At 49.3% G+C, this 14,183-nt stretch carries 11 protein-coding genes; all 11 read left to right on the plus strand.

Features of this window, described 5'->3' with window-relative positions; translation table 11 throughout:
- Position 1 precedes the first annotated feature (1 nt).
- The 11 genes from putP to KV201_RS14335 all read left to right on the plus strand — a co-directional run bounded on the left by putP (position 2) and on the right by KV201_RS14335 (position 13,697).
- Positions 2–1,498 carry a sodium/proline symporter PutP gene (putP, locus tag KV201_RS14290; RefSeq protein ID WP_226059716.1) on the plus strand — a complete coding sequence of 499 codons (1,497 nt, stop codon included), beginning with the start codon at positions 2–4 and terminating at the stop codon, positions 1,496–1,498.
- An 11-nt stretch (positions 1,499–1,509) separates the two neighbouring features.
- A complete protein-coding gene (proB, locus tag KV201_RS14295; RefSeq protein WP_006079434.1) occupies positions 1,510–2,610 on the plus strand; it encodes a glutamate 5-kinase in 1,101 nt (366 codons plus the stop codon).
- A 48-nt stretch (positions 2,611–2,658) separates the two neighbouring features.
- Entirely contained in the window at positions 2,659–3,906 is a 1,248-nt protein-coding gene (locus tag KV201_RS14300; RefSeq protein ID WP_012588921.1) for a glutamate-5-semialdehyde dehydrogenase, read from the plus strand.
- A 402-nt stretch (positions 3,907–4,308) separates the two neighbouring features.
- Positions 4,309–6,495 carry a TonB-dependent siderophore receptor gene (locus KV201_RS14305; protein WP_226059717.1) on the plus strand — a complete coding sequence of 729 codons (2,187 nt, stop codon included), beginning with the start codon at positions 4,309–4,311 and terminating at the stop codon, positions 6,493–6,495.
- 40 nt (positions 6,496–6,535) lie between these two features.
- On the plus strand, positions 6,536–7,177 hold the full coding sequence (locus tag KV201_RS14310) for a DUF4198 domain-containing protein (RefSeq protein WP_226059718.1): 642 nt from the start codon (positions 6,536–6,538) through the stop codon (positions 7,175–7,177).
- Positions 7,178–7,204: 27 nt separating this feature from the next.
- Complete coding sequence (locus tag KV201_RS14315) at positions 7,205–8,254, plus strand: efflux RND transporter periplasmic adaptor subunit (RefSeq protein WP_226059719.1); 1,050 nt, start codon at positions 7,205–7,207, stop codon at positions 8,252–8,254.
- A 4-nt stretch (positions 8,255–8,258) separates the two neighbouring features.
- Complete coding sequence (locus tag KV201_RS14320) at positions 8,259–11,426, plus strand: efflux RND transporter permease subunit (RefSeq protein WP_226059720.1); 3,168 nt, start codon at positions 8,259–8,261, stop codon at positions 11,424–11,426.
- Positions 11,419–11,787: a hypothetical protein gene (locus tag KV201_RS14325; protein ID WP_226059721.1), complete on the plus strand. Its 369-nt coding sequence runs from the start codon at positions 11,419–11,421 to the stop codon at positions 11,785–11,787. The genes KV201_RS14320 and KV201_RS14325 overlap by 8 nt, the downstream gene beginning before the upstream one ends.
- Positions 11,784–12,017, plus strand: coding sequence for a PepSY domain-containing protein (locus KV201_RS22550; RefSeq protein ID WP_264175256.1), 234 nt, complete (start codon positions 11,784–11,786; stop codon positions 12,015–12,017). Before KV201_RS14325 ends, KV201_RS22550 begins: the two co-directional genes overlap by 4 nt.
- Before the next feature lie 10 nt (positions 12,018–12,027).
- On the plus strand, positions 12,028–13,374 hold the full coding sequence (locus KV201_RS14330) for a PepSY-associated TM helix domain-containing protein (RefSeq protein WP_319000221.1): 1,347 nt from the start codon (positions 12,028–12,030) through the stop codon (positions 13,372–13,374).
- Positions 13,371–13,697, plus strand: a complete 327-nt coding sequence (locus KV201_RS14335; protein WP_226059722.1) for a DUF3325 domain-containing protein — start codon at positions 13,371–13,373, stop codon at positions 13,695–13,697. Before KV201_RS14330 ends, KV201_RS14335 begins: the two co-directional genes overlap by 4 nt.
- The last annotated feature ends 486 nt before the right edge of the window (positions 13,698–14,183 follow it).

Here is a 14,183-nt window from a genome sequence, read left to right on the forward strand (position 1 = left end):
AATGAATTACCTCGCTTACATTTCCTTAGCTATCTACTTTATCGTTATGCTCGCCATTGGCTTATTCGCTTACAAAAAATCCACCAGCGATGTGTCAGGCTATATTCTTGGCGGCCGTAAGGTAAGTCCACAGGTCACCGCACTCTCAGCGGGTGCATCTGACATGAGTGGCTGGATGCTAATGGGTCTTCCCGGTGCTATGTTTTTGGTTGGTTTCGAAACCATTTACATCGCACTTGGGCTATTGATTGGTGCTCTAATCAATTACTTGGTCGTTGCACCAAAACTTAGGGTTTATACCGAGGTAGCGGACAACGCCCTCACTATCCCGGAGTTTTTTGCTAAACGCTTCGGCAATGCTAACGGCAGTATCCGTATTATCTCGGCCGTGATCATTGTGATCTTCTTTACCTTGTATACCTCAGCGGGTTTAGTGGCTGGCGGTAAATTGTTTGAGTCAGCATTTGGCCTGAACTACGACATAGGTTTAGTCGTCACACTAGCGGTTGTGGTTTCTTATACCCTGTTAGGCGGATTCTTGGCAGTGAGCCTCACTGACTTTGTCCAAGGCTGTATTATGTTTGTCGCCTTAGTCTTAGTTCCTGTCGTGGCATATCAAGAATTTACCAGCGCTGACACTATGTTGAACTTTGCGTATCAGTCGATTCCACACTTCACCGATGCGATGCAAAACGTCACTATGTTAGGGCTTATCTCAAGCTTATCTTGGGGACTCGGTTACTTTGGCCAACCGCATATTATTGTGCGTTTTATGGCGATTCGTTCAGTAGCTGACATTAAAACCGCCAGACACATAGGTATGGGCTGGATGACAGTGACCATTGTGGGTGCACTGGCAACAGGTCTTGTCGGTATCGCTTACGCCAATAAATTTGGTATGAAGCTGACCGATCCTGAAACCATCTTTATCGTGTTTTCTGAGTTGTTGTTCCATCCGATCATTAGTGGCTTCTTACTGGCAGCAATTCTGGCCGCGATCATGAGCACCATTTCATCGCAGCTATTAGTGTCATCAAGCTCACTCACGGAAGATATCTATCGCGTTATTTCGAAGAAAGAATCTACCGAGAAAGACATGGTGAAAATGGGACGCTTTGGCGTAGCAGGCGTGGCAATTGTCGCGAGTCTACTGGCGCTCGACCGTTCAAGCAGTGTGCTATCACTGGTGAGTAATGCATGGGCAGGATTCGGTGCCGCCTTCGGTCCGTTAGTTTTGTTTAGCTTGTATAAAGCGAACTTAACCCACAAAGCCGCGATTGCCGGCATAGTGTCAGGCGCAGCTACAGTGTTGTTTTGGATTTATGCCCCGGTATTGACAGATGGACAAGCCTTAACCACAGTGGTGTATGAAATGATCCCCGGCTTTGCCGTGAGCAGTGTGGTGATTTGGATAGTCTCGTTACTCGATACTGATCCCTGTGCCAAAACCACTAAATTATTCCATAAGGCTGGCCGTGTTTTAGCCGAAGACAGATGAGGCGCGCAGGTATGACTGACTTACCCTGGAAACGCATTGTCGTTAAGGTAGGTAGTGCCCTGATTGCACCCCACAAACAAGGTTGCAGCAGCCACTACTTACTCGGCATTGCCCAATTTATTACTTATTGTCGTGCCCAAGGGATCCAAGTTGTCTTGGTCTCTTCGGGCTCAGTCGCCGCGGGATGGCATCACTTTGGCGAGGTTGATAAACCTAGCGTTACAGTGAAGAAAGCCATGGCAGCAGCAGGTCAGGCCGATATGATGGCCACATGGAACAAGTTATTTGATTTCCCGACCGCACAGCTACTGTTAACCCACGGTGATTTACGCAATCGAGATCGTTACATCAGTATTAAAGATACGATTTTCAGCCTACTCGAACATGGGCTACTGCCTATCATCAACGAGAACGATGCCGTGACCGCCGACAAGCTCAAAGTTGGCGATAACGATAATCTCTCGGCCATGGTAGCCGCAGCGGCCGATGCCGATACCCTGATTATCTGTTCGGATGTGAATGGGCTTTACACACAAAACCCCCATGAAAATCCCGATGCACAGCTTATCAAGCAGGTGACCGAGATTAATGCCGAGATCTACGCCATGGCAGGCGGCGCCAGTAGCGCCGTCGGCACAGGTGGTATGCGGACTAAGATACAAGCCGCCAAGAAGGCGATTTCCCACGGGATCGAAACCTTTATTATCAATGGTTTTGATGCTGACTCATTCAACCAATTGTTGAAGGGCCAAAACCCAGGAACCTTATTTACCCCCGATGAAAAGCCAATGCAAGATCACTTGCACTGGATGACACATACCTCGCAGGCTCAGGGCGAAGTCATTGTTGAAAATGACTTTAATATCTCCCTCGATATCCATAGCGAGCAATTGACCAGCGACGATGTCGTTGCCATCAATGGGGACTTTTCTGCCGGTGACACCATTTTAGTACGCAAAGGTGATGGTACTAAATTGGCCAAGGCCAAATCCAATTACAGCAGTTGTTTACTTAGCTTTATTACGGACCAAGACGATCGCGAGTTTGCCAGTGAATTTCAGCAAAAGACTGGACCGATCATTTCCGAGAAAAACATCGCCATTCTCGAATAAGCATCAGCCGAATAAAACTAAGCGAGTAAACATCTAAGCGGAGTAAATATGACTTTAATCAAAAACTTATCTCAAGAAGCTGCTAAAGCGGCTCTTATTCTCGCCCAAGTTGACGAACAGCTTAAAAATACTGTACTCCTCGACATGGCGCGTTCATTACGTGAAAAGTCCTACGAAATCCAAAGCGCTAACTTAATTGACCTACACAGAGCAACAGCCGATAACGTTGCCCCTGCTATGCTCGACCGCTTAACGCTAACACCAGAACGCGTAGAAGCCATGGCAGTAGGGATTGAAACCATCGCTGCCTTGCCCGATCCCATTGGCAATGAACGTTATATTGGTCAACGACCTAACGGCTTATCCATCAGCAAGATGCGCGTGCCATTAGGCGTGGTTTGTATGATTTATGAAGCGCGTCCGAATGTTACCGCCGATGCAGGTGCCCTGTGCTTTAAATCCGGTAATGCCGTGATTTTGCGCGGTGGTAAAGAGGCGCTGCACACCAGTAAAATTATCGCCACCATTTTGCAAAGCGTATTGAAACAGTACGGCTTGCCCGAGGCGTTAATCACTGTAGTGCCCGATCCTGACCGTGCCCTGATGTTGGAACTGATGCAGCAACGAGATTATATCGATGTGATCATTCCCCGTGGCGGCGAAGGCTTGATCAACTTTGTGTCTGACAACAGTAAAATCCCAGTGATCCAGCATTTTAAAGGCGTGTGTCATTTATACGTCGATAAAGATGCCGATCTGGATATTGCTTTGGACTTACTGCTCAACGGTAAAACCCAGCGCACAGGTGTTTGTAATGCCCTCGAAGCCCTATTAGTGCATCAAGAAATTGCTTCGCAATTCCTGCCTAAAGTGGCCAAAGCGCTAGCCGAGCATAAGGTTAAAATCAATGCTTGTACCCAATCCGGTGGCTATTTTGAAAACTGCACTTATATGGAAGAAGACGATTTCGGCCAAGAGTATTTAGATCTCGAAATCGCCATTCGCCAAGTCGATCACTTCGACCATGCTATCCAACACATTGCCCGTTTTGGTAGCCAGCACACCGAAGTGATTTGCACCGAAAACGAAGTCACAGCCGCACGCTTCCAACGTGCAGTCGATGCTTCAGTGGTGATGGTCAATGCTTCTTCGCGCTTCTCCGACGGCAGCGAACTCGGTCTTGGCGCCGAAATTGGCATCGCGACCTCTAAGCTACATGCCTACGGCCCAATGGGACTCGAATCCTTGACCGCTGAGAAGTATTTAGTCTCAGGTACAGGCCAAGTGCGGGCGTAAACCTAAGGTGTAAATCATACTTTTAGGCTTAACAAGTCCGTTGGATTTCGATTCAATTGTAAAGATTAAAGGCCACAGTCGGTAACGACTGTGGCCTTTTTGTTGGCTAGAGGAGCTTGGGTCACAACAGCTTTTGTTCCAAGTCGATGCCCTGAAACCGAGTTATAGTAAGGCATGCGCTAAAAGCGCGGTTCCCACCGCGACCGCTTATCACAGCTGGCTGACAAACTATTCGCCAATAAGTTACAACCCCGCTTAAACAATTTACACATTGAGCATATTGCATTTATTTTCAACAAACCTATCATGCGATCGATTCTCATTTGCAACTATGTGCTTTATTTGCACTCAGGATCACCAATCATCATTTAATCTGAAATCGCCTGAAAGGATTGAAATACCATGCCTCCCCTATCTGTTTTAACGTCATGGCGCTCGCCATTGATCCCTGTACTTCTCAGCACACTCACTTTGACGGTTCAAGCCAATACGGACCCTAAGCAAGATGAGAAAGAAGATACAGAACAGATAGAAAGATTAAACGTAGTAGGAACCTACACCCGAGCGGCAATGAATAGCGCCACGGGTTTGTCTATGTCACTCAAAGAAACCCCGCAAAGCGTCACTTTGATTACCGAAGAGATGATCAGTGACAAAGGCTTGATCACTATGGAGTCAGTGTTAAACCACACTCCGGGCGTCACTATGGTGGGTGATGCCTCTGAAAACAGTAAGATTTTCGTGCGCGGTTATGCACTCGACAGCGGTGTGCAAATTGACGGCTTAATCACAACCTCTTCATCCAATGTTTACAGCGGCTCAATTGATCAAGGTTTAGACCCTGTGATTGCCGAACGGGTTGAAGTGTTAAAAGGTGCGGCCGGGATCTTAAGCGGCTTAGGTGAACCTTCTGCCACGGTTAACTTTATTCGTAAACGCCCAACGGATGATACCCGCGCCACGGCAAGTGTCAGTTATGGCTCGTGGAATACCTATAGATTAGAGGCCGATGTTTCTGGCTGGCTAACGGATTCAGGCAATGTGAAAGGTCGATTCGTCAGTGCGGTGAAGAAAGGCGATTCGTTTATCGACCGCTATCAACGCGATACCACAGTGCTTTATGGCGTGGTTGAAACGAGTCTAGGTACAGATACTAGCTTGTCACTGTTTGCGGACTATCAAAAATCACAAACCGACGGTGTGTATAACTGGAACTCTAATCCTGCATTTTATACCGATGGCACAGCTGTCGATTTCGGCCGCAGTTATTCCAGCTCACAGGACTGGACCCATTGGGACGTGACCCAAAAAAGTCTCATGGCCGAGTTTAAACATAGATTCGATAACGACTGGTCACTCGTTAGTGCCTACCGTATTGCTAACGCCACCATAGATGCATTGGCCTTTTACCCTGGCGACAACATAGTGAAATCAACCGGCGAGTTTGTCGGCCCTTGGGGCGATACCTATGCCGCCCAGCATGATAGAGAATCCGATACCAACAGCTTCAACCTGTACGCCACGGGTAACTTCGACTTACTCGGCCGTGAGCATAGTGCGGTGATCGGTTTTAACTATGGTGACAACGAGTTTGACAACATCAACACGAACTCCGCACCCCAACGTCGCTATAACGTGGCGGATCAAGGCAATTATCCCAAGCCTAATCTGCCTAATTCACCCACCAATGGCCAAAAAAATGAACAAAGCCAATCGGGTGTTTACGGCACGGTCCGTATCAATGTATTGGATTCACTGAAGTTAATGGTCGGCGGACGCGTGAGTAACTGGTCCTACGAAAAACATGATCTCGTTGGCAATAGCACAGATGCGACCATAGAAAAAACCGGCATTTTCATCCCCTACTATGGCCTAGTCTACGATGTGACCGAACAAATCTCTGTCTATGCCAGCCGTACTGAAATCTTCAAACCCGGCACGTATTTTGGGGAAGATGGCCAACTGCTCGAACCCGCAGAAGGCACCAACGTCGAAGGCGGCATCAAGGTCGCACTGTTCGATGACACCCTCAACATGTCGGCCGCCGTCTACGAAACCAATAAAGACAACGAACCCGAATATGCGGGTAAAGGTCAGCTACCTTCTGGGGATTTTATCTACGAGAGTGTCGATGGCATTACCACTAAGGGCTACGAGCTAGAAATTGCCGGACGGCTTACCGATCTTTGGGATATCAGTGGCGGTTATACCCATAACGACGCGGAAGATGAAGATGGCCTACGCCGCCAAACCTATCTCCCCGAAGATATTTTCAAACTGACCACTAAGTATAACTTTGAAGACATCCTCCCCGGTGTTACTGCGGGCGCAAGCTGGCGCTGGCAGAGCAGCACCTTCTATCAAGGCACTATTTGGGGTGTCGATGGCGCGCCGAATGTGGCTTACCGCCAAGCACAATCCGCCTACTCACTCGTTGACTTAATGTTTGGCTACCAAATAACACCGTCGATTTCGATGCAAGTGAACATCAACAATATCTTCGACAAAAACTATAACCGCTCACTCTGGGGTTACGCAGACTTTGGCGAGCCACGTAATGCCACGCTGTCATTACGTTGGACGCTGTAAAATTTTGCACACCTCCCTAAACAATATTAAGGATAATTAAATGAAACAAGCACTTGTACTACTCACTTTACTCGGCGGTATCGCCTTTTCGGCTCAAGCACATGAAGTATGGCTTGAGCGCAGCAGCGATGGTTCGGTCAAAGTGCAATTTGGTGAACCGGGTTCAGAGTACGCCACAGCCGAAGAGTTAGCGTCGTTAAGCGCGGCACGAATTTTCGACGCCAATGCCAAAGCGCCGCTGACCGCCACGGCGCAAGCCGATCATTTGCTGGTTAAAACCCAAGATGGCAAGAGTGATGTCAGTTTCTATGCCGATACCGCGTGGCAGCCATGGAAAACCGAAACCGGATTGCAGGCCGCAATACTTTATGCCCGCACAGGACAAGAACACACCAAAGCGCTGCAAGATTTTGAATTTACGCCAGTAAAGTCAGGCGCTCCCGAGTTTTTGCTTAGCTATAAAGGCGCGCCACTGGTGAATCATCCAGTGCAAGTGTATCGCCCCGGTTTTTGGAGCAAGTCTTTCACTACCGATGCCCAAGGTAAATTCGCCCTCGATACCCCAGATGCAGGCCGCTACTTGCTCGTCAGCAACCACACCACAGAAGGTAAGCAAACACTGGCTGGCAACGAGGTTGATAGCGTTTTACACATCACCACCACGAGTTTTATCACTCTGTAATAATCTTAATAGTGAGATGGAGTTAACGTGCGGTATTTAATGATAGGTTTATACCTGCTGTGTTTTGCTATCCACGCAAGCGCAGTACCTGTAACAGTCGCCTTGCCCCAAACGGGCAGCACCAATGAACTGTTGACACTCAGTGGCTCCATTAAATCCGCACGGGTGGCTCGCTTATCGGCACGTACAGATGGCCTAGTCGCCAAAGTGCTGGTCGATGCGGGCTCCCAAGTCCGCGCAGGCCAGCCTTTACTCGCACTCGACGATACCTTAGCAGTACATCAATTAGCACAGCGTCAAGCCGATGTAATAGCCGCTAAGACCATGCAGGCAGAAAAGCAGCGACTCCTCACCGAGGCGCAAACACTCAGCGCTCAGCAGTTATTCCCCGAAACAGAGCGCGCGATTCGCCAAGCGGCGTTAACCGAGGCCGAAGCCAATCTGCAGAGTTTAACGGCAGCACTCGCACACCAAAAAGAGGTAGTCGCCCGTCACCAACTGATGGCGCCGTTTGCAGGGGTGATTTCCAGCAAACAAACTGAAACCGGTGAATGGGTCAATGTCGGCACTGAAATCTTCACCTTAGTGTCCCAAGAGCAGCTCTGGCTCGACATTCAAGTGCCGCAGGAAATGTTCCAAAGCGTAGCCACTGCGACTCACGTGGACATTGCCGCCGACATGCTGCCAGAACAAGCGTTTATCGGCCATGTGAGTGCCCTTGTCCCTGTGAGCGACCACAATGCTCGCAGCTTCTTGGTACGCTTGACCATTCCCGAGGCAGATGGATTTTTGATGCCCGGCACATCGGCCACCGCCACCTTCCACTTACAGCGGGCGCAACACAGTGTTGTCGTGCCGCAAGATGCGCTAGTCCGTCACCCCGACGGCCAGTTCAGCGTCTTTACCGTGCAAAACAACATAGCTCAACGGCATACCGTTCAAGTGGGCCATACGAGCGCCATCGGGATTGAAATCCTCAGTCCATTACCTAAAGATGCGCCCGTGGTGATCCGTGGTAACGAGAGTTTACAAGACCAACAGTCAGTCTCTGTGCTCAACTCTGTCATAGGAGGTTAGTGGGATGCTGAAGTTTGGTATTAAACATGGCACCTTACTGTCGGTCATCGTCTTGATATTCTGCGTGTTGGGCACGGCTGCCGCACTGCGTATCCCAATCCAAATGATCCCCGATTTAGATGTGCGCACCATCAGTGTCGCCACAGGTTGGCCGGGAGCAACGCCGCAAGACGTCGAAAAAGAAATTCTGCTTGAGCAGGAACGCTACCTGCGCACTTTGCCCAACTTACAACGCATGACATCTTGGGCCGATACCGGTTCAGCATGGGTAGAACTCGAATTCCCCCAAAGCACTGAGATCAGTGACGCGCTTATTCGTGTTAGCAATGCGCTCAGCCAAGTATCGTCTTATCCAGAAAACGTCGACCAACCACGGCTTTACAGCAGTTCATATTCAGACAACGCTTTCATGTATTTCCGTCTCGTGCCTGTCGCAGGAAACCCGCTGAATCTAGATATAGATATGATGCGCGATTTCGCTAACGACTTTATTCGCCCACAAATGGAGCGCGTCAAAGGCGTCTCCTCCGTCACCATTCAAGGCGGTGCCGAACGGCAAATTCAAATACGGCTCGATCCCGCCAAACTCGCCCAACGCGGCATCAGCATTATGGATGTACGCCAAGCCATTAGAGATCGCAACAAAGACACCTCTGCGGGCGATATCGACAGTGGTAAAAAACGTTATTTACTGCGGGTTATTGGCCGTTTCGAGGATTTAAATCAACTTAAGCAACTGATTTTAAAACGCCAAGGTAATACGAATATTCTGCTGCAAGACGTTGCCGAGATAAAACTCGACCACGCTGAGATCCGTGAGCTGTCCTTTGCCGAACAAGAACGTACCCTCAGCTTAGCGGTTAAGCGGGACGTCGGTTCTAACGTTATCGCCATCAAAGCCGCCATGATGCCAGTGGTAGCGCAGATCAATCAAAATCAACTCGCCCAGCATGCCATGCAATTAGAGTTATTCAGTGATGATGTGCGCTATGTGCAAGATTCGGTTGCAAATGTGTGGGTGAATTTGGGCCTAGGTGCCTTACTGGCAACCTTAGTCATGTACCTCTTTTTGCGCTCGAGTCGAGCCACCCTGATAGGCGTTATCGGTATTCCGCTGTGTACCTTAGCCGCCTTCGTCGGGCTGCTAGTGTTTAATCGCACTATTAATGTCATTTCGCTGGCGGGTGTGGCCTTTGCCATCGGCATGACAGTCGATAACAGCATTGTGGTACTCGAAAGCATTGAACAAGCCCGCAGACGCGGATTAGATCGTCTCGAAGCAGCCATCAGTGGCATTTACGATGTGTGGCCTGCGGTACTGGCCTCGACACTCACTACAGTGCTGGTGTTTGTACCCATTCTATTTATCAAACAAGAAGCGGGGCAACTGTACTCGGATATCGCGATTGCCATCGCTTCATCTATTATCGCTTCTATGCTGGTTGCAGTGTTCATCGTACCCGCCGCTATTGCCCGTTTTGGTTTCGGTAAGATGCGCTCGGCAAACACAAACCAAAGTGAGCCGCCCAAAGCATCACGCATATTGAGCTTAGTCAGCCAGCTGGTACTGTCGGCCAAACGCCGCACCGCTGTGATTGTGCTATCACTCGTCTCGACGATTGGGCTTGCGGCTTGGCTTATGCCTCCGACCGAATATTTACCCGAAGGCGAAGAGCCAAAAGCCTTTACCTCTATGGTCGCGCCGCCGGGTTGCAACCTGTCGGAAATGGCTAAAATTGCAGAAGAATTAACGACTCAGCTTTCTGCGAGAGTCAATGCCGAGGCGGCATCCTTTGAATCTGGTGAGCAAAAAATTCCGCCGCTAAAATACTATACCCTCAGCGTAAGTGTCGGCAGTATTTGGGTGATGAGCGAACCCGTTCGCAGCCAAGATATGGATGCCATGATGAGCTCACTCACCGCCTTATTTGAGCAATATCCAGGCATGCGCGCCTATTCATCGCGGGGGTCGATTATTTCCAGCAACGATGGTGGCACCCGCGCTGTTGCCTTGGATATTTCTGGCCCAAATCAAGCCAGCCTCTATCGTACTGCCGAAGCGGCGTATCAAGCGGCGGAAAAAGTATTTGCCGAACCTCAGCTGTATTCAGATCCATCGACCTTGTCGCTAGATCAACCGCTGTGGCAGATTTCCCCTCGCTGGCAACGTCTTGTAGAGCAAGATTTTAGCGGCAGCGAGTTTGGCTATGCGGTTTCGGCACTGAGCGATGGCGCCTATGTCGACGAGTTTTTCCTCAATGATAACAAGGTTGATATCTTCCTCTTTAGCCTTGCGGGCAATCAACAGAGCCTGTCGCAATTGGCGCTCGCACCGATAGTGACGCCTAAGGGCAATGTGTTGCCACTGCAAGCCTTGGCCGATATTAGCGAGCAGATGGATAGCGACAGTTTACGCCGCGTCGATGGCCGCAGAACAGTGACCCTTTACATCATTCCGCCGCGCGCCATTGCGCTGGAAACCGCGGTGGCTAAGGTGCGGGAAGAATTAGTCCCTATCCTCTATCAACAAGGGGCTGTCGGCAAAGATGTCAGTTTGGACATTTCGGGCGCAGCCGATCAGCTCGAAGCGACGAAAGCGGCACTCTCCAGTAATTTTCTGGTCGCCGTGTTGATCATCTACTTGTTATTAGTCGCAATTTTTAATCACTGGGGTTATCCGTTATTTGTGTTGGTCACTATCCCACTCGGGCTCGCAGGCGGGTTAGTCGGCTTACAAGCGCTCAACTATACAGGCAGCTTATTTGCGTATCTTGGCGGCCAAGGTTGGCACCAACCCTTTGATATGATTACCATGCTGGGATTTTTAATCCTGCTCGGCACAGTCGTTAATAACCCGATTTTGATCGTGGAACAGAGCCGTAAAAACCTACAATCGGGTCAGTTTGGCGTCTTTGACGCCGTCAAATCTGCCGTCGCCAATCGATTACGGCCGATTTTAATGTCTACAGCGACGACCTTGTTTGGCCTATTACCGCTGGTGTTATTCCCCGGTGCGGGCAGCGAGCTCTACCGCGGTGTTGGCATAGTTGTGCTGGCAGGCCTTATCGTAGCAACGCTACTCAGCTTAACCTTTTTACCCGCCCTGTTAATCTCTGTGTTGTCCCGCACTCACAAGACAAATTCAGCCAAAGTGGCACACCATCATGACTGAGAAAATCGCCATGACTCAGCCGTTAATACAAAGGCTAACACGTTGGAAAATCTTCACTATTTGGCGCGATAGTCTGCACATAGTTAGTCGCTGCCTCGCGGCCATATTCGGGGGTTATTTGTTAGGTGCGGTCGCGACCATTTTGCTCGCGCAAATCCTGCCGTTATCTCAGGTTGATCGGGTGTTAACCGCCATGATGCTGTCATTTACTGTGTACACCTGCGCCGTACTGTGGGTGTTCAGCGTTAAATCAACGTGGCGATACTGGCTGGATTTATTCGCGCTTAGCGGTCTGCTGTATTTAGCCTACCTTGCCGCTAAGGCGTTGGATATCAATCCTATTCAAGGTGGCGGATTATGAAAGACTCCTTTTTTCGTTCAATGACTTGGCTACACACTTGGGTGGGATTACTCACCTGCTGGGTGTTATTTCTAGTATTTTTTGCCGGAACAGCGGCCTATTACCGTGCCGAAATTAACCTATGGATGCAACCCGAAAACCACGGCAGCCAATATGATGCCCATGCGGATAACCAACAGCTGATACTCAAGGGCCTCACGGCCTTGGCACAGCAAGCCCCCCGACGCTGAGACATGGTGGGTGTATCTGCCCACACAGCGGACGCCATTACTGACCTATGCGTGGAATGAACCTGCCGCTGAAGGCCAGCGATTTGGTGATTATCATCAAGGCTTTATTAACCCTGCGACGGGTGAAGCCCTACCCAAAGCGCGGGAAAGTCGAGGTGGCGATTTCCTCTATCGACTGCATTTTGACTTGTACTACATGAGCGTCATCACAGCGCGTTGGATCGTCGGTTTTTGTACTATGTTCATGTTGGTCGCCATCATCAGCGGGGTAGTGATTCACAAGCGGATTTTTAAGGATTTCTTTAGTTTTAGACCCGGAAAAGGCCCGCGCTCTTGGCTCGATGCCCACGTCGCCAGCTCAGTGCTTGCCTTACCTTTCCATCTTATGATCACTTACACCGGCCTAGTGACCCTGATGTTTATGTACATGCCATGGGGGCTGAGCACGCAATATGGTGATGAAACTCAAGCCTTTTATTCGCAATGGAAACCCATTTACCAAACTCCCGCCGCCACTGGCACGCCAGCCACTATGCTCGATAGTCAGAGTTTGCTCAGTGCGATTCACAGTGTCGTGGGTGAGTCGCCACTTGAAGGCTTGCAGTTTGATAATCTCAACGACAGCAATGCCAGCGTAACAGTCAAAATCGCCCCTGAGCACAGCTTAAATCAGCAAGCGCCTTGGTATCACTTGTCTACTGTGACAGGTGCTGTGTTGGCGCAGTCGGCTGTGACTTCGGGTGCGAATAAAACCCAAAGCACTATGATAGCGCTCCACAGCGGCCGCTTTGCTGGCCAAGGTTTGAGATTATTATATTTACTAGCAGGGATTACAGGCTGCGTAATGATTGCGACGGGCGCCATCATGTGGGCAGAAAAACTCGCTCAGAAACAACAAAAAAGCGGCCAGTTCAAACCCGGCTTAGCCTTAGTAAAAATGCTGAATCTGGCAACTTTTGCAGGTATCCCCATAGCGTTAGCCAGTTATTTCTACGCCAACCGACTCTTACCCGTCACCTTTGTGGATAGAGAGAATTGGGAAATCCATTGTTTCTTTATCAGTTGGGCGTTAGTCGCGCTACTCGCCTGCTTCAAACGAGATAAACAGACATGGCAACGACTCTTTTTATTCACAGCCTTACTTTATGGCCTGCTACCCCTGCTCAATGCTATGACTTCGCAGTATCAGCTGATGAGCAATCTACAGCGCCAAGCCTATGCTCTCGCAGGATTTGATCTGATGATGCTCGCCCTTGCTGCGCTGTTTTACATGGCAGCTAAACGCTTGCGTAGCTCCCAAAAAGTACGTGCTGCACAAGTAACCAAAGCGACCGCAGAATTAGGAATCGAATCATGACAGCCACAAGCGAGTTATTAACCTGTTTTATCGCCATGGGGCTGTTGGCATTGTCTTATTTTAGCCACCACCGCGCCGTGCGTAACCGCCCGTTAACCGATGTACAGGCACGCGGATTTCGCACCGCTGGTACTGCAACGCTCGTCCTGTGCTATTGGCTTGCCAGTCGTCACTATGGCCCCGCGTACGCAAGCGTATTACTGCTCGGCTGGGTGTGTTTAAGTTCAATAATCCTAGTAATTTTACTCAGCTACAAGCCACGCTGGTTACAGCCCATATTACCCGCCAGCGCCGTAGTGTGTTTGCTCGGTTTGTTGTATTAACCAATGATTTTAAACACCAAATGGCGTCAATCAGGCTCAATACAGACAAGATTTAGGGAATTTTTACTACTGGAATTGATGCTGCTATCCGCTAACCATTAGCTAGATAATGGTTCTGATTGAAGCCAATCGCACCGTAAAATTCTAGACCGAACATATTAATAAGCGACGCTGAAATGATTAAGCACTCTCATTCCAGTGACTCGCCGTGAATATATCCCTACAGGCTCGACGGCGGCATCCATGCCGCCAACGGTCACTTACATGCGAGTGCTTAATCCCATTAATAATCAGCATATATCTGCTGACAACTATTTCAATTTGACGCATAGAGAATTTAGCAGCAAACACTAAATAAAAGGCATTATCCATTACTAGGGTCTGTTGATCTTTGCTGTACAAATATTGTTCAGCAATACATCGGCAGCCACATTAACATAAACGCCAGTGACACCATACTGGCGTAATTTCTTGCTAGCTTGTCAT

Source organism: Shewanella sp. SR1 (assembly GCF_020447145.1).
GTDB lineage: Bacteria > Pseudomonadota > Gammaproteobacteria > Enterobacterales > Shewanellaceae > Shewanella > Shewanella baltica.

Bases quoted from the DNA above. Each gene is read 5' to 3' on its own strand.
- putP (WP_226059716.1), top strand. From the start codon at position 2: ATGAATTACCTCGCTTACATTTCCTTAGCTATCTACTTTATCGTTATG.
- proB (WP_006079434.1), top strand. From the start codon at position 1,510: ATGACTGACTTACCCTGGAAACGCATTGTCGTTAAGGTAGGTAGTGCC.
- KV201_RS14300 (WP_012588921.1), top strand. From the start codon at position 2,659: ATGACTTTAATCAAAAACTTATCTCAAGAAGCTGCTAAAGCGGCTCTT.
- KV201_RS14305 (WP_226059717.1), top strand. From the start codon at position 4,309: ATGCCTCCCCTATCTGTTTTAACGTCATGGCGCTCGCCATTGATCCCT.
- KV201_RS14310 (WP_226059718.1), top strand. From the start codon at position 6,536: ATGAAACAAGCACTTGTACTACTCACTTTACTCGGCGGTATCGCCTTT.
- KV201_RS14320 (WP_226059720.1), top strand. From the start codon at position 8,259: ATGCTGAAGTTTGGTATTAAACATGGCACCTTACTGTCGGTCATCGTC.
- KV201_RS14325 (WP_226059721.1), top strand. From the start codon at position 11,419: ATGACTGAGAAAATCGCCATGACTCAGCCGTTAATACAAAGGCTAACA.
- KV201_RS22550 (WP_264175256.1), top strand. From the start codon at position 11,784: ATGAAAGACTCCTTTTTTCGTTCAATGACTTGGCTACACACTTGGGTG.
- KV201_RS14335 (WP_226059722.1), top strand. From the start codon at position 13,371: ATGACAGCCACAAGCGAGTTATTAACCTGTTTTATCGCCATGGGGCTG.